The 15,481-nt window shown below is 70.8% G+C and carries 14 protein-coding genes and 3 pseudogenes; 9 read left to right on the top strand and 8 right to left on the bottom strand.

All coding sequences use genetic code 11. The annotated features are described in order from the left end of the window. The first annotated feature begins 54 nt into the window (after window positions 1-54). The 3 genes from B9S57_RS08030 (at window position 55) to B9S57_RS08020 (ending at window position 4,083) form a co-directional block, all read left to right on the top strand. Window positions 55-1,749, top strand: coding sequence for an ISAzo13 family transposase (locus B9S57_RS08030; RefSeq protein ID WP_103514838.1), 1,695 nt, complete (start codon window positions 55-57; stop codon window positions 1,747-1,749). 375 nt (window positions 1,750-2,124) lie between these two features. Next, window positions 2,125-3,465: a transcriptional regulator gene (locus B9S57_RS08025; protein WP_103514837.1), complete on the top strand. Its 1,341-nt coding sequence runs from the start codon at window positions 2,125-2,127 to the stop codon at window positions 3,463-3,465. Window positions 3,466-3,552: 87 nt separating this feature from the next. Further along, window positions 3,553-4,083 (top strand): NUDIX hydrolase, encoded by a 531-nt coding sequence (locus tag B9S57_RS08020; RefSeq protein ID WP_103514836.1) that lies wholly within the window; start codon window positions 3,553-3,555, stop codon window positions 4,081-4,083. Window positions 4,084-4,171: 88 nt separating this feature from the next. Here the strand turns inward: B9S57_RS08020 and B9S57_RS08015 are convergent. From B9S57_RS08015 to B9S57_RS07975, 8 genes and pseudogenes are all read right to left on the bottom strand, one after another. Next, window positions 4,172-4,309: pseudogene (locus B9S57_RS08015) on the bottom strand (3-hydroxyacyl-CoA dehydrogenase family protein); the annotation flags it as partial. A gap of 85 nt (window positions 4,310-4,394) precedes the next feature. Continuing rightward, window positions 4,395-4,493: pseudogene (locus tag B9S57_RS08010) on the bottom strand (DUF1048 domain-containing protein); the annotation flags it as partial. Between the two features lies 1 nt (window position 4,494). Then, window positions 4,495-4,635 (bottom strand): annotated as a pseudogene (locus tag B9S57_RS34025) (DUF1048 domain-containing protein); the annotation flags it as partial. Between the two features lie 193 nt (window positions 4,636-4,828). Then, entirely contained in the window at window positions 4,829-5,326 is a 498-nt protein-coding gene (locus B9S57_RS08000) for a hypothetical protein (protein ID WP_103514834.1), read from the bottom strand. 53 nt (window positions 5,327-5,379) lie between these two features. Further along, window positions 5,380-6,171, bottom strand: coding sequence for a GNAT family N-acetyltransferase (locus B9S57_RS07995; protein ID WP_103514833.1), 792 nt, complete (start codon window positions 6,169-6,171; stop codon window positions 5,380-5,382). A 124-nt stretch (window positions 6,172-6,295) separates the two neighbouring features. Next, a complete protein-coding gene (locus B9S57_RS07990; protein ID WP_103514832.1) occupies window positions 6,296-7,102 on the bottom strand; it encodes an SDR family NAD(P)-dependent oxidoreductase in 807 nt (268 codons plus the stop codon). Window positions 7,103-8,005: 903 nt separating this feature from the next. Then, window positions 8,006-8,665: an IS5 family transposase gene (locus tag B9S57_RS07980; RefSeq protein WP_258036281.1), complete on the bottom strand. Its 660-nt coding sequence runs from the start codon at window positions 8,663-8,665 to the stop codon at window positions 8,006-8,008. 293 nt (window positions 8,666-8,958) lie between these two features. Beyond that, on the bottom strand, window positions 8,959-9,852 hold the full coding sequence (locus tag B9S57_RS07975; RefSeq protein ID WP_103514830.1) for a helix-turn-helix transcriptional regulator: 894 nt from the start codon (window positions 9,850-9,852) through the stop codon (window positions 8,959-8,961). A gap of 221 nt (window positions 9,853-10,073) precedes the next feature. Between B9S57_RS07975 and B9S57_RS07970 the strand changes: the two genes are divergently transcribed. From B9S57_RS07970 to B9S57_RS07945, 6 genes are all read left to right on the top strand, one after another. Continuing rightward, a complete protein-coding gene (locus B9S57_RS07970; protein ID WP_103514829.1) occupies window positions 10,074-11,090 on the top strand; it encodes a zinc-dependent alcohol dehydrogenase family protein in 1,017 nt (338 codons plus the stop codon). Window positions 11,091-11,119: 29 nt separating this feature from the next. Beyond that, entirely contained in the window at window positions 11,120-11,530 is a 411-nt protein-coding gene (locus B9S57_RS07965) for a cupin domain-containing protein (RefSeq protein WP_103514828.1), read from the top strand. Window positions 11,531-11,625: 95 nt separating this feature from the next. Further along, the gene (locus B9S57_RS07960) at window positions 11,626-12,309 is read left to right on the top strand and encodes an SDR family oxidoreductase (RefSeq protein ID WP_103514827.1); all 684 of its coding nucleotides are present in this window, start codon (window positions 11,626-11,628) and stop codon (window positions 12,307-12,309) included. Further along, entirely contained in the window at window positions 12,306-12,848 is a 543-nt protein-coding gene (locus B9S57_RS07955; protein WP_103514826.1) for a cyclophilin-like fold protein, read from the top strand. Before B9S57_RS07960 ends, B9S57_RS07955 begins: the two co-directional genes overlap by 4 nt. Window positions 12,849-12,892: 44 nt before the next feature. Beyond that, window positions 12,893-14,155, top strand: a complete 1,263-nt coding sequence (locus B9S57_RS07950; RefSeq protein ID WP_258036280.1) for an MFS transporter — start codon at window positions 12,893-12,895, stop codon at window positions 14,153-14,155. Between the two features lie 37 nt (window positions 14,156-14,192). Beyond that, entirely contained in the window at window positions 14,193-14,960 is a 768-nt protein-coding gene (locus tag B9S57_RS07945) for an SDR family NAD(P)-dependent oxidoreductase (RefSeq protein WP_103514825.1), read from the top strand. Window positions 14,961-15,481: the final 521 nt, after the last annotated feature.

The raw sequence follows: 15,481 nt of genomic DNA, 5'->3' as shown, positions 1-15,481 counted from the left end.
GGGCCTGCCGGGAAACAAGCCGTCGCTTCCGGGATTGTGGCTCGTTGTTGTGGTATGGGGAGATCGGAGGGGATCGAGACCGGGCTGGCGGCGAAGTTTCAGGCGCTGTTCCCGCACTTGGACGAGCGTCAGCGGCGACTGACCATAGGAGCGGAGGCACGCTCGCTGGGGCATGGCGGGATCAGGCTCGTCGCTCGCGCGGCGGGGGTGCGTGAGGGCACCGTTTCACGCGGGGCTGCTGAACTTGAGTCCGGTGACGTGCTGTTGGGACGGGTCCGCCGGGTGGGCGGGGGCCGCAAACGGGCGGTGGACCTGAATCCGGGGCTGCGGCCCGCGCTGCTGGCTTTGGTGGAGCCGAATGTGCGTGGGGATCCGATGTCACCGCTGCGGTGGACGGTGAAGTCGACGCGGCAGTTGTCCGCCGAGCTGGTCCGGCAGGGCCATCGGGTCTCGGCGGACACGGTGGCGGCGGTGCTGCGCGAGGAGGGCTTCAGCCTCCAGGGCAACGCCAAGACCACCGAAGGCAAGCAGCACCCGGACCGGGACGGACAGTTCCGCTATATCAACGACCAGGCCAAGGAGTTCCAGGCAGCAGGCGACCCCGTGATCAGCGTGGACACCAAGAAGAAGGAGCTGGTGGGCAACTACAAGAACGGCGGGCGCGAGTGGCATCGCAAGGGGGAACCGGTCCGGGTCCGTACTCACGACTTTCCCGACGCCGATCTGGGCAAGGCGATCCCGTACGGAATCTACGACCTGGCCGAGGATGCCGGCTGGGTCAACGTCGGCACCGATCACGACACCGCAGCGTTCGCCGTCGCCTCCATCCGCCGCTGGTGGCATGCGGCCGGACATGCCGCCTACCCGCACTCCGGACGCCTGCTGATCACCGCGGACGCAGGCGGTTCCAACGGACACCGGACCCGCGCCTGGAAGTTCGAGCTGGCCGCCCTGGCCCTCGAGACCGGCCTGGAGATCAGCGTGTCTCACTTTCCTCCAGGTACTTCAAAATGGAACAAAATTGAGCACCGGCTGTTCTCCCACATCACGATGAACTGGCGAGGCAGGCCGCTGACCAGCCATGACGTCATCGTCAACAGCATCGCCGCGACCACCACCCGCACCGGCCTCGCCATCCGGGCCGAGCTCGACACTGCCCTCTATGAGACCGGATTGAGGGTCAGCGACGGGCAGATGACCGCCTTGCCGCTGAACCGCCACGACTGGCATGGCGACTGGAACTACACCCTGCGTCCCGAGGAGCACCGTCGGGATGGAATCCCTCCCGTACTGCCTCAGCTCCAGCCCGGCCCCGGCCGCGCCTGGCTGGTCCACCCGGCCCTGACCGGCATGGACGACGAACGATGGGGCCAGCTCATCGGTGAGCTGGCGGCGGCCCGCACGGCCCAGCGGGAAGACGACCTACACCAGCGGCGCGGCGGCGACCGGCAGAAGACTCCCGCCGCCGGCCTCTACACCGGCCGGCGCCCGGGCCTCACTCTCGTCGACCGGCTCCTGGCCACCCTCCTCTACGAGAGGCTCGGGCTTCCCCAGGTCGCCATCGCCCGCCTCTTCGCGGTCGCGCCCCAGACCATCAACCGGCGCATCCGCAAGACCCACCAACTCCTCGACGAGATCGGGCACATCAACGCCCCGGCCGAGCACCGCCTCGCCACCCTGGACGACCTCGCAGACCTCGCCACACAGCTCGGAATCACCCCGCCACCGGAGATCAAGACGGCGAGTTGATAATCGGCAGGCCCTAACCGCCGCACAGGGTGAGAAGGGGCGTATCCGGCCACCGGATACGCCCCTTCTGTTCTCGCCGGATGGCGTGGGGACCGCACTCGGGCCGGCTGTCATCGGGGCAGCGGGCTGTGCGATCCGGCGCCGTCCGCCCTGCCACGGAGTGTCGGGCAGGCCGGCAGGGCGGACGGCGCGGGTGCGGGTCGTCGAACTGTACGAGGGGGAGCCGACGACCCGGCCGCCTCTTGCGAGGCACTCATTCAACCGAGCGGTGGACCGGCGCGGCAGAGTGCACAGCAGGAGGGTTCGGGCATTCCGTTCACACCCCGTGTGAATCGTGCTCCACTAGGCTCATTGCGACGCGCACATGGGGGGGCAATGGAGCCCAACGTCCTGCTCGAATCCCTGATCGACGAGGCGGGTGTGTCCCGTGCCGGGCTCGCCGGCCATGTCAACCAGGCCGGCCGAGCCCGCAGGCTCTGCCTGCGTTACGAACACACGGCGGTCTCCCGCTGGCTCAAGGGCCAGCGCCCGCGCGGGCAGGTCCCCGACCTGATCTGCGAGGTCCTCGCCGCGCGGCTGGAGCGGCCCGTCACGCTCGACGACATCGGCATGGGGATCGCCGGGCTCCAGGCGGCGGCTCCGAGCGCAGGTCTCTCCGGTTTCGTCGAGCACGCGACCGCCCTGTGGCGCTCCGACGAACTGCAGCGTCCGCACCTGGCCACCGCCCCGGCCGTCACCGGCACCACGGCCGTCATCCCGGTCTGGGAGTGGGAGAACCCTCCCGAGGACGCCGACGTCTCCCGCCCCGGGCCCTCCCGCGTGAGCATGGCGGACATAGCGATGCTCCGCGCGGCCCGCGCCCACTACGAGCAGATGTACCGCAAGGCGGGCGGCATCGCGACCAGGTCCCGCATCGTCGGCTTCCTCAACGCCGAGACCGCGCCGCTGCTGCGCGGCGGGTACAGCGATGCGACGGGCAGACAGCTCCACCGCGCGGCCGCCGGCCTGGTGGCCGTCGCCGGCATCTGCGCCTACGACTCCGACGCCCACGGCCTCGCCCAGCGTTACTTCCATCAGGCCCTGCGCCTGGCCAAGGCGAGCGGGGACCGGGGGCTCGGCGGCTATGTGATCGCGCTGCTCGTGAACCAGTCCCTGCACCTCGCCGAATTCCGCCGTTCCGTCGCCTTCGCCGAGGCGGCCCTGCGGGCCGCGAGCCCCCACATCACCCCGGCGCTGGCCACCGACCTGCACGCGATGCAGGCCAAGGCCTACGCCCAGCTCGGTGACCACCGCAGCGCCCTGGAGTGCATCCGGCGCGCGGAGGAGGAGGCCGGACGCATCGGCTCCGGCAGCGAACCGGACGAGACGGGGTACGTCCAGCCGGGCCTCGTCAACGTCCAGGTGGCGGAGGCGCTGCTGAGCCTCGGGGATCTCGCCGGTGCCCGGGAGCACGCCGCGGCGGCCGTACGCTCCCCGGCGCACGACCGCGGGACCGTGCACCGGCTCGCGCTGCTGACCCATCTCGAACTGCTCCAGGGTGAGGCGGACAGGGCGGCCGGCACGGCCTCGGAGATGGCCGAACGCGCCCGGGGCATGGAATCCCAGCGGCTCAGGGACCGGCTGCGCTCCGTACGGGAACACCTGGCCGCGAGCGGCTGCGCCGACGCCGAAGCGGCGGCCGGTCTCATCGACGGAGCGCTGCGCGTGCCTCTGTGAGCCTCGTCCCAGGGCCGTGCACGCGTTCCCCTGCGGGGCGGACCCTGCTCCGATGTTGCCATCGACCAGTCGGAAGGTGGCAGAACTGTGCAGTGGACGAACCTGAACGAACAGACCGTGTACGAGAATCGCTGGTTCCGGGTCAATCTGGCGGACGTCGTTCTCCCCGACGGCCGTCACCTGGACCACTTCCTCATCCGGCTCCGGGCCGTCGCCGCGGCGACCGTCGTCAACGAGGCCAACGAGGTCCTGCTCCTGTGGCGGCACCGCTTCATCACCGACAGCTGGGGCTGGGAACTGGCCGCGGGCGTGGTGGAGGACGGCGAGGACATCGCCGTGGCCGCGGCGCGGGAGATGGAGGAGGAGACCGGCTGGCGCCCCGGCGAACTGCGCCCGCTGATGACCGTCGAACCGGCCAACGGCCTCGTCGACGCCCGGCACCACCTCTTCTGGTCCCGGGAGGCGACGTACGCCGGGCCCCCGGTGGACGGCTTCGAGTCCTCGCGGCGCGAGTGGGTCCCGCTCAAACTCGTGCCGGACATGATCGCCCGCGGTGAGATACCGGCGGCCAACATGGCGGCGGGGCTGTTGATGCTCCATCACATGCAGCTGGGGTGAGCGCACATGCGACCGAGCTGACGCCACATGCCGGTGCGGCGGACCCGCCGGGACACCCCGGAAGGTCCGCCGCACCGGCGCAGGCGGTTCACTGGTAGGGGTAGAAACCCGAACCCGTCTTCCGGCCGAGCCGGCCCGCGTCGACCATGCGCTGGAGCAGCGGGGGAGCGGCGTACAGGGGCTCCTTGCACTCCGCGTACAACTGGGCGGCGTTGCGCGTAGCCCTGTGACCTGCGCTTTCACCGGCTGCGAGGCGGCTTTCCTGGCGTCAGGGACTTCTCGGGCACTTTCGATCCTGCATCAGACGAGCCATCCTTGTAGGCGATCTGGTAGTCCGGCGGGAGCGCCTTGACCCGAGCCATGTGCGCGCGCCACTGCTTCTTGCCCTCGATGATGTCCTGGATGCCCACGTCAGCCTCCCAGCCGGTTCAGTTTCCTTGCGACGTTCCTGTTCAGCTGCTCGCGCCACCGGTCGCGGTAGGTTCGGGCCCCTTCTCCGCCGGCCAGCGCCGTGCAGAAGCCCCGGATGTCGTCGCCGAGCACCTCGTGGACGCGGACCAGGCATGCCGCAGTTGCCCACGGGGAGCAGACTGCGGCCCAGGCGCAGGCTTCTCCCGCTCCGGCGCCGCTGGCAGCTGGCGGCGGCCGTGCCCTGGCCGCCGGCTCTGCCCTCGTCGACGCCCGCAATGGCAAGGCTGCCAACCCGCCCTACGGCCGTCACACCGCCGTCGGCTCGCGGTGCTGCTCACTCGAGCCGGGAGACTCTGAAGACGGTGTGAGCCGTCTCCGCTTCGATCCGGATCGCGAGTCGGTCGAGGCAGGGGAAGCCGTGAACGAAGGTGCCTCGGCCTTGTGAGGTCCGGGCGTCGGCTTCCAGCTGGAGCCAGAGTGACGGGTTGGCGAAGAGGAGGCGCAGGTCGAGTTCGGCGTGGGTGCCGTGCTCGTCGCGCAGGGCCACTCGCTCGGAGACGTCGATCGGCCAACGGAGGGAAACCAGCTCGTCCGTGTGGACGGTCCTGGTGGAGGCGAGGCTCCGTACCGTCAGCCGACCGGGGGTCACGCTGACGCGCGGGGGCAGCAGGATCACGAGGAGAGTGGCGGCCAGGCCGGTCCAGGCCATCGCGCGGGGCGCCGTCAGTCCGGTGCCGACCGCGTCGACGAACAGGCCGAGGAGGGCGACGAGGACCGCGTAGCCAGCTGCGGCACGGGCCTCGGAGAGCCATTGGACGTCGTATCGCTGCACAGGGCCGACGGTAGGGTTCGTGACCGAATGAGAGCGGTTTCCTTACGGGAGTCCTACGCTGCCGCCCCGAATCCTGACGGGTTGCTGACGGTGGCAGGTCCCGCGACGTGGTGGACGTACTCCCTGGCCAGCCGGAAGCCGGCGGTCCAGGCGAGGAGGCGGCTCGGGCGGTTGTCGCGAGAGCAGGTCCAGGTGGCCCGGTGGCCTCGGGCAGTGACGTCGGCGGTCAGGCCGCTGACGCAGGCAAGTGCGAGGTGTCGGCGGCGCTCGTCCGGCACGGTGGCGCAGGCCAGGTCCTCGTAGCGGCTGCCGAGGAAGCGGGTGCAGGTGAGGGTAAGCACCTGGTCCTTGCGGAACGCGGCCCAGCCGAGTCCGGAGGCGGCGAGAGCGCTGGGCTCGCCCCAACTGCGGTGGATCCAAGCCATGGCCGGGTCCATCGCCGCCAATGCCGGTGCGTCGGGCGCGCTGAGACGCCTGACGGTCAGCCCCTGCGGCACGCGCGGCGGGAAGGGCGTGGGAGCGGTGTGGAGGTACAACATCCGTTCCCAGGTGCGGAGGTGAGCGAAGGCCGCGTCGAGGACGGGCAAGAAGCGGTCAGGGGCTTCGACGCAGTGGTCGGCGAGTGGGGCGAGTGGGGCGAGGGCCGCGGGGGCGAGAGCGGTGGGGTCGCCTGCCAGGAGGGCGTGTCCGGCGCAGGTGACAGCCACGGCGCGGGGCCGGTCTCGGCGGTCGGTCCACCATCGGCCGTGACCGGTGGCGAGGGCGTGCTCGACGAGGGCTCCGGTGCCGGGTTCTCCGGTCGGGAACGCTCGGGCGGGGGAGGGTGGTTGCTGGGCGGGGTGCAAGGGGTCTCCGGTGCGGGTGTGGCGGCGGCCCGGGCGGGCCGCCCCCGGGGTCAGCGCTGGCCGGTTTTACTGCCGTGGTTTGCCTTGTGCTTGCGGGCGCGCTTGGACATGGCGGAGCGCTCCTTCAGGCGGTGTGGCCGACGAGGAGGTCGGCGAGCTTGCTGAGGCGCTGGACGGTGCGGGGCTCCGTGGCGACGGGGGCCGGGGAGACGCGGTGTTCACGTTCGTAGTAGGCGCCGTTGACGATCTTGGTGGCAGGGTCGCAGAGCCGTACGACGTGGGCGGCTCCCTCGGCCGGCGACTCGCCCTCGTGCGCGTACAGCGGCAAGAGGCTCGTGGCGCAGACGCCGGGGTGTACGGAGACGGCGGCGACGCGCGGGTCGGCGGCGAAGACGGTCAGTGCCAGCTGCGACTGGGCGTAGGCGGCGAGCCGTGAGTAGCGGCGGGTCCGGTCGGGGTCGCTCCACTGGATCGAACCGGTGCGGTGCAGGGAGGAGGAGACGTTGACGACCCGGCCGCCCGGGTCGCTGTTCAGGGCAGGCTCAAGCAGGTGTGTGAGCAGGTAGTGGGCAAGGAAGTTGACCTGGAAGGCGACCTCGTTGCCGTCGGCGGTGACCGTGTGCCGCTCGGGGGCGGCCATGCCGGCGTTGTTCACGAGCACGTCCAGGTGCGGGTGCTCCGTCAGGACCCGGACGGCGAGCTGTTCGACCTCCTCCAGGCGGGAGAAGTCGGCCCCGAAGGCGCACAGGCGGTCGGCGGGCGCGTCCGAGAGCGTGACGAGCCGGTCCACGGCGGCGTGCGCCTCCTCGGCGGTACGGCCGTGCACGAGGACCATTGCGTCGCGTTCGGCGAGCAGCCGGGCGGTCTGGTAGCCGATGCCGGACGTCGCTCCGGTGACGAGCACGGTGTGACCGGACAGGGAAGGAGACATGAGTTGTCCAGAGGTCTGAGAAATGTGGTGGGGAAAACGGTGGGGCGTCGCACCGGTATACGGTCACGGCGCCCCGGGACAGGCGGTCGGGCGGGCGTCAGCTCAGGGCGGACGCGCCCGGACGGCAGCGGGGCACGCGACACGGCGGCGCGTGATGAGGCGGCCGGTCGAGCAGGGTCCACGCGCTGTTCATGGGTCCCATCGAAGCCGTGGCCGTGGCCCGGGACAAGGGCGGCGGCCCGTTTCTGACGGCCCTCTGATGGGCTCCTCACGGCTCTTGACAGCTCCCTGACGGCATCTCAGTGCGTTGTGGCAAAGGGAGTCCCTGTTCGATGAGCAGGGGCTTCTTCGTGTGCGGGGCGTGGTCGCGGAGGGGTAGGGGCAGGCAGCGGGCGGCTTGTTGTTGATCGAGGAGGTTGTGATGCCGTCGGTGCTGGGGTTGATGGAACTGCGTGAGGCGCGGGCGAGGCAGGAGCTGGAGTCCTGGACGGAGGTCCTGGAGCAGGCTCAGGTGGAGGTGGATGCCGCGCGGGAGCGGTCGAGCGGGCCAGGGTGGGGCGGGAGGAACTCGTGTCGGTGCTGGCCGAGGAGAGCGCGGTGACTACGCCGGTTTCTGTGCCGTCAAGTGGTGAGGTGGCTGCCGCTGGGGGGCGAACGGTTCAGGCCCGGTGCATGGTGGACGGCCGCCGGTGTGGCGGCCGGGCATCGGTGAGGAGGTGCTCAGCGGTGCGTACCGGGAGGTGTTCGCCGCGGTGGTGGCCGCTTCGGGGCCGGTGAACGGGGTGGAGCCGGCACGTGCGGTGGGCCGGGAAGCGGAGATCAAGAACGAGGTGGAGAAGATCCGACACCGTGCCTATGTGCTGGAGAAGCGGGGCTGGCTGGTGCGGGCGGAGGACGGACGATTCACGCCGCCGCCGGAAGCAGCCGCTCGGGACGCTTCTCCGGCCAGCGCGGAGCGTCTGCGGCCAGGCGCCGGGACAGCCTGATGGTGGCCGCCCACCACACCATCTGGGCATGGTGGTCGGGGCGGCGTTCGTGGTCGCGGTTGAGGCGGCGTGAGCGGGAGAGCCAGCTCAGCGTGCGCTCCACCACCCACCTGCGGGCCAGTACGACGAATCCGCGCTGCCCGTCACAGCGCCGCACGACCTCGACGCGGACACCGTGTCGGGCGAACGCCTTCGACAGCGCCGGACCCTGGTAGGCGCTGTCGACCCACACCAGTTTCAGCAGCCGGCCCGGCTGTTCCATGAATGCCTCCAGCAGCGCCGGGGCGGCCTTGGAGTCGTGCACATCGGCCGTGGTCACGGTCACCTCCAGGAGCAGGCCCTCGGTATCGGTCAGGATGTGACGCTTGCGGCCGTCGCGTGACTTGCCGCCGTCGTATCCGCGACTGTCCTCACCTACGGATTCGGAGGCGTCCACCGACTGGCTGTCGATGCCCGAGCTTGATGAGGACGACGAGGGCGAGGAGTGAGCGTCACGACGCCAGAATCGCCAGACTTGTCGGAGCGGCGGTGCTGACCAGCGAGGGGTGTCCACCAGATCAGCAACGCACACGGCCATCAATACGAGATGGTGTGCTACATCGACACTGCCATGGTGAGGCCCATCGTCCCCAGGCTGACAGGGGTCGGGGTGGCTCCAGCAGCAAGAATGCGGGGAGTCGGTGCGGCTCCGCCCTGCTTGGTGATCTTCAGTGACGAGATGGTGTCGTCGAAGTCGGCAGCGACCCAGGGGGTGTCGGAGGTGAAGACGCGCTGGCGCCCTGCCGCTCTCGGCTGGGAGCCCTGGCCGCCTGCTCCACGGATCAGTGCGCTGACAGCGTCGAGCCCGGTCCGGGTTCGGCGCTGTCGGCTTCAGCTGGTTGCTGATCGTTCCGTGTCCGAGGTGGCTTCCTGGGTGGCGGCCCAGGTCGCGAGGAGGCGCAGTCCCTCTTCGGAGGGTGAGCCGGGCTCGGCGGTGTAGATGGTGAGGTTCAGGCCGGGGGCGGAGGCCATGTCCAGGCCCTCGAAGTCGAGGGAGAGGTCGCCGACGGCGTGGTGGTGGAAGTGCTTGGTGCCGGTGCTGTGGTGGCGGACGTTGTGCGCCCCCCAGCGGGTGCGGAATTCGTCGCTGCGGGTGGACAGCTCCCCGACGAGGTCGTGGAGGTCCTTGTCGTGGGGGTTGCGGCCGGCTTCCGTACGCACGATGGCGACGGTGATGTCGGCGAAGGAGTCCCACTCGGGGTAGAAGCGGCGGGCGGCGGGGTCCAGGAAGGTGAAGCGGGCCAGGTTCTGCTGGTTGCCGGGGGTGGCGTAGAGGTCGGTGTAGAAGGCGCGGAAGAGCGGGTTGGCGGCGAGGATGTCCATCCGGCCGTTGCGGACGAACGCCGGTCCGGCGGTGACCGCGTCCAGCGTCCACTGCAGGCTGCGGTGCGGCTGCCACTGCCGGGTGGCGGTACGCCGGCGGGGGCGGGTGAGGGCATCGGAGCCGTCGGCGGCCTGGGCGAGGTTCACCAGGTGGGCGCGCTCGGCATCATCGAGCCGCAGCGCGCGGGCGAGGGCTTCGAGGACGCCCGGGGAGACGCCGGAGAGGTCGCCACGCTCCAGCTTCGCGTAGTACTCCACGCTCATGTCCGCCAGGGCGGCGACCTCGCTGCGGCGCAGGCCCGGCACCCGGCGCCGGGAGCCTCCGGGCAGTCCGACCTGATCGGGGGTGATCTTGGCGCGCCGCGAGGTCAGGAACTCGCGGACCTCCTCACGGTTGTCCATGCCATCGACGGTACGTCCCGCACGCCGCCATAGGGATGTACTGCTGGTACATCCCTTGTCAGTGACTCGATCCGCGCGTGACGAGGGAGTTTCCTGGACAGCGTGGTGCTCCTTCTCCCGGCCGCCGTGGTCGGACCGGGGCTCCGCACCCGGCCGGGCGGCACGCCGCCCGTGCTCCGGGGTCCGCACTCTGAACCCGGAAACGCGAAGGAAGCCCTCTCATGCGCGGCGCAGTGATCCACGCCCCCGGCGACATCCGCTTCGAGACCCTTCAGGACCCGAAGATCCTCAAGCCGACGGACACGATCATCCGCACGGCCGTGACCTGCGTCTGCGGGTCGGACCTGTGGCCCTACCGCGGCGCGGAGCCCACCGACCACGCGCACCCGATGGGCCACGAGTACGTCGGCTTCGTCGAGGAGATCGGCTCCGAGGTCACCTCGGTCAAGCCGGGCCAGCTGGTCGTCGGCTCGTTCGCGACCTCTGACAACACCTGTGCGAACTGCCACAACGGGTTCCAGTCGAGCTGCCTGAACGTGGAGTTCATGACCACCTGCCAGGCCGACTACGTCCGTATCCCCAACGCGCAGGGCACCCTGGTGGCCACCGACGGTGTGCCGGACGAGCGGTTCTGGCCGGGGTTGCTGGCCGTCTCGGATGTGATGGGCACCGGCTGGTGGGCCGCGGAGGCAGCCGAGGTCAAGCCCGGTTCGACCGCCGTGGTCGTCGGTGATGGCGCGGTCGGCCTGTGCGCGGTCATCGCCGCGAAGGAGCTGGGGGCGGAGCGGATCATCGCCATGTCCCGTCACGAGCCGAGGCAGAAGCTCGCCCGGGAGTTCGGCGCCACCGACATCGTCGCCGAGCGCGGCGAGGAAGGCGTGGCCCGGATCAAGGAGCTGACCGGCGGGATCGGCGCGGACAGCGTCCTGGAGTGCGTCGGCACCGCGCAGTCCATGAGCCAGGCCCTCCAGTCGGCCCGCCCGGGCGGGAACGTCGGCTTCGTCGGCGTCCCGCACGAGGTGGCCATCGACGGGCAGGAGCTGTTCTTCTCCCACGTCGGCCTGCGCGGCGGCCCCGCCCCCGTACGCCGCTACCTTCCCGACCTCATCGACCGCGTCCTCACGGGTGCGATCGACCCGGGCAAGGTCTTCGACCTCACCCTCCCCCTCGACCAAGTCGCCGAGGGCTACAAGGCCATGGATGAGCGCCGCGCCATCAAGACGCTCCTGACCCCCTGACGCCGCCCACTCGTACGAGGAGACTCTCCGTGCAGATCACCCGCAGCTCGATCGACACCGCCAAGGGGCCGGAGGACTGGTTCACCGGCGACGTCTACATCGACGCCGTCGCCGCGGCCCCCGCCCCGTCGAGGGTCACCGCCTCCCTGGTGCACTTCATGCCGGGCGCCCGGACCCACTGGCACCGGCACCCGCTGGGCCAGACCGTCTTCGTCACCGAAGGGATCGGCCTGTGCCAGCGGCGGGGCGGACCGGTGGAGGTCCTCCGGCCCGGCGACCGCGTCCTGTTCGAGGCCGACGAGGAGCACTGGCACGGTGCCGCACCGAACCGGCTGATGGTCCACCTGGCCATCAACGAGGGCGACGCCGACCACGACGTCGTGCACTGGCTGAACCCCGTCAGCGACGAGGAGTACCACGCCGCTCCGGCCACCGGCTGAACCCGGCCGGCACCGTCCCCCACCCGGGAACCGCCCCGCTTCCTGCGGCGGGGCCGATGGGCCCCGCATCGCCCCATTCGTAGAGGAGAACCACCGTGACCACCTTCGCTCTCGTCGGCGCCGGCCCCGGCCTGGGCCTGGCTGCCGCCCGCCGCTTCGGCAAGGCGGGCCACACCGTCGCACTCCTGTCCCGCGACCAGGGGCATCTCGATGATCTGGTGGCCGCGCTCGACGGCGACGGAATCCGGGCACGCGGCTACACCGCCGACGTCCTCGACCCCGACGCGCTGATCCGAGCCCTGCACGCCGCGGTCGAGGACCTGGGGCCCATCGAGATCCTGCAGTACAGCCCCGTACCGCGAACCGACTTCATGAAGCCGGTGCTGGAGACCACCGCCGCCGACCTGGACGCCCCGCTGGCCTTCTCCGTCAAGGCGCCGGTCACCTGCGTGAACGCGGTCCTGCCCAGCATGCGGGAGCTGGGGCGGGGCAGTCTGCTGTTCGTCAACGGCGGCAGCGCTGTGCGCCCGAAGGGCACCGTGGCCGGCACCTCCATCGCGTTCGCCGGCGAGAGCGCGTACGCGCAGATGCTGCACACCGCCCTCGCGCCGGAGAACATCCACGTCACGCAGCTCATCGTGCCCGGGGCGATCAGCCCCGACTCCACGACCTCAAGCCCCGAGAAGCTGGCCGAGCTGCTGTACGGCCTGCACACCGGCCGCACGGGCTTCCGGCACTACACCGAGCCCATGCCCGACCCGCAGGACGGCACCCCATGACCGCCTTCACCATCCGCCGCGCCCTGACCGCCACCGCCGGCACCGGTGCGCTGCTGCTGGTCGCGACCGCCTGCTCCGACGACTCGTCCGCCGAGCAGACCCCCACCACCGCTTCCGTCTCGTCGTCCGCCCCCGCCTCCACGCCTGCTTCGGCGTCGGCGAGTCCGACCGGATCAGACAGGAGCACTCCGATGGACATCCGCGTCACCATCGACGGCCAAGAGGTCGAGGCGACCCTGAACGACAGCCCCGCCGCCCGCGACCTGGCCTCCCTGCTCCCGCTCACCCTGGATTTGGAGGACTTCCACGGGACCGAGCGGATCGCCGACCCGCCCAGGAAGCTGACCACCGAGAACGCGCCCGAACCGCAGGCACCGAAGGCCGGGGACCTCGCCTACTTCGCCCCGTGGGGCAACCTCGCCATCTTCTACAAGGACGGCCCCTCCGCCTCCTCCGACCTCCTGGTCCTCGGCCACATCGACGCCGACGCCGATGTGCTGTCCGGGGCCGACCGGATCACCATCGAGGCCGCCTCCTGACCTCCCCCAGCACCGCCCCTCCTCGCACGGGAAGAAGTTTTCGCATGCCCTCCGCCACCGGGTCCGCCACCGGCAAGCTGCCCTACGTCGTCTGGGTGCTCGCCGCCGGCACGTTCCTGATGGGCACCACAGAGTTCGTCATCGCCGGACTGCTGCCCGAGATGGCCGCCGACCTGAACGTCAGCGTGTCCCACGCCGGCCTCCTGATCACCGCGTTCGCCGTCGGGATGATCGTCGGCGGGCCCACCATGGCCATGGCCACCCTGCGCCTGCCCCAGCGCCACACCCTCATCGGCGCCCTCGCCGTCTTTGCCCTGGGCCACGCCGTCGCCGCGCTCAGCACCTCCTTCACCGTCGTGCTCACCGCCCGCGTGGTGACCGCCCTGGCCACCGGAGCTTTCTGGGCCGTCGGCTTCGTCATCGCCACCACCGCAGCGGGCCCTGCCCGCTCCACCCGGGCGGTCGGCGTCATGATGGGCGGCCTCACCCTGGCCAACGTCATCGGCGTGCCGATCGGCTCGTTCGTCGGCCACCACACCGGCTGGCGCGGCCCCTTCTGGGCGCTCGCCGTCCTCGCCGCGCTCGCCGCCGCATTCGTCGGCCGGTTCATCCCCCGCACCGAGCAGCGGGCCGAAGTCTCCGTGCGCGCCGAGGTCCGGGCCCTTCGCCAGGGGCGGCTGTGGCTGGCCCTCGGCGCGGCCGTGCTGATCATGGGCGGGGTCCTGGCGACGTACACCTACATCACGCCGCTGCTGACCGACCGGGCGGGAATCCCGGCCGGCGCCGTACCGCTGGTGCTGATCGCGTTCGGTATCGGTGCGCTGGGCGGCACCGGGATCGGCGGACGGCTCGGGGGCCACCGCCCGATGGTCACCACGATCACCGCGTCGGCCGCCACCTCCCTCATCCTGCTGGCCCTGATCCCCGCCTCCGACAGCGCCGTGGCCGCCGTGATCCTGGTGTTCGGCATGGCCTTGGCCGGGTTCACCGTCAACCCGGTCGTCACCTCCCTCGCCGTCCGCTTCGCAGGCGACGCCCCCACCCTGACCTCGGCGCTGACCACCTCCGGTTACAACACCGGCATCGCCGCCGGTTCCCTCGTCGCCGGGCGGGCCCTGGACTCCTCGCTCGGCCTGACCGGTCCGGCCCTGGTCGGCGCGGTCTTCGCCGTTCTCACCCTGCTGCCTCTGATCGCCCTCGCGCTGCGCGGCACCACCGGCCCCTCCCGGATCGTCGCCCACCACACCACCGACACCGCCGCCGAACCGGCAGCCAACACCACCGCCACGGATACGACCGCACGCTGAACTCCGCTCACGTACAACCTTGTTGGGAGCCATCGTCATGAACCCCACCTACGACTTCACCGGTCAGGTCGCCTTCGTCACCGGCGCGTCCTCCGGCATGGGTCTGGCCACCGCCCGCGCCTTCGCCGAAGCAGGCGCGGCCGTCGCCCTCGCCGACATCAACGAGGACGCCGTCAACGCCGCCGCGAAGCAGCTCGCCGACGACGGCCAACAGGTCCTTGCGCTGGTCTGCGACGTCACCGACGAGGACCAGGTCGCCGCCGCCGTCGACCGCACCGTCGAAGCCTTCGGACGGCTCGACATGGCCTACAACAACGCCGGGATCATGCCCCCGCCCACCGACGCCGCCGACGAGAGCGCCGACCAGTTCGACCGCGTCCAAGACATCAACCTGCGCGGCATCTGGGCGAGCACCAAGCACGAACTGCGCCACATGCGCACCCAGGGCAGCGGCGCGATCGTCAACTGCTCCTCCCTCGGCGGCCTCGTCGGCAACCCTGGCCGCGCCGCCTACCACGCCTCCAAGCACGGCGTCATCGGCCTGACCAAGAGCGCCGCCCTCGAATACGGCTCGCGCGGGGTGAGGATCAACGCGGTGTGTCCCGGCACGATCGGCACCCCGATGGTCGACGCCATGGTCGAGGGCGGAGAACTCGACCGCGACCAAGCCGAAGGAGGCCAAGCCATCGACCGGCTCGGCACCCCCGAAGAGATCGCCCAGGCCGTCCTGTGGCTGTGCAGCGACGGCGCCAGCTACGTCACCGGCGTCGCTCTCCCGGTCGACGGCGGCTACACCGCCCAGTAGTCCAGTGTCCATCTCGCTCAGGCCGCGCGACCAACAACCCAATGTCCGACAGCGTGCGACGGTTGCGGGGCCCTGACAAGGGCGTTTCCCAGCGCACACATCGGAATCGTCCGTTCCATCAGCGCAAGCAGGTGGAGCCACGGACGGCCATCGAAGACGCGCTCCGGTGGACAGCCGGTGGACAGACGCCTCTGGACGAGCCAGTACGAGGCCGCACGAGGGAGCCTGTCGGACATGGGCTGATCTGGGAAAACGTCATCAGACAGCAAGGTGCGGAACCACCCGGCACGGTCGCTCTCGGTCTCGTCATGCGTAGGTCCCGTGTCCGGGTCGCCAGGGACTTTCAGGGACGTTCAGGCTCTGTCGGAGGGACATCCGAGGGAGCCTTCGCAGTACAAGCAAGGAAGGCTGCGACAGCGCCGAAAGGCCCAGGGCTTCGGGCCCGCGCATCCGTGCCGTCGCCAGTGGCAGACTAGGTTCTTCGGGCCGCACACGGTCCTGACCTCGCGGAACGCGCCCCG

It is taken from the genome of Streptomyces sp. SM10 (assembly GCF_002910915.1).
GTDB lineage: Bacteria > Actinomycetota > Actinomycetes > Streptomycetales > Streptomycetaceae > Streptomyces.
Note: the sequence above shows the minus strand (reverse complement) of the source record. Positions and strands in the feature narration are given on the sequence as shown.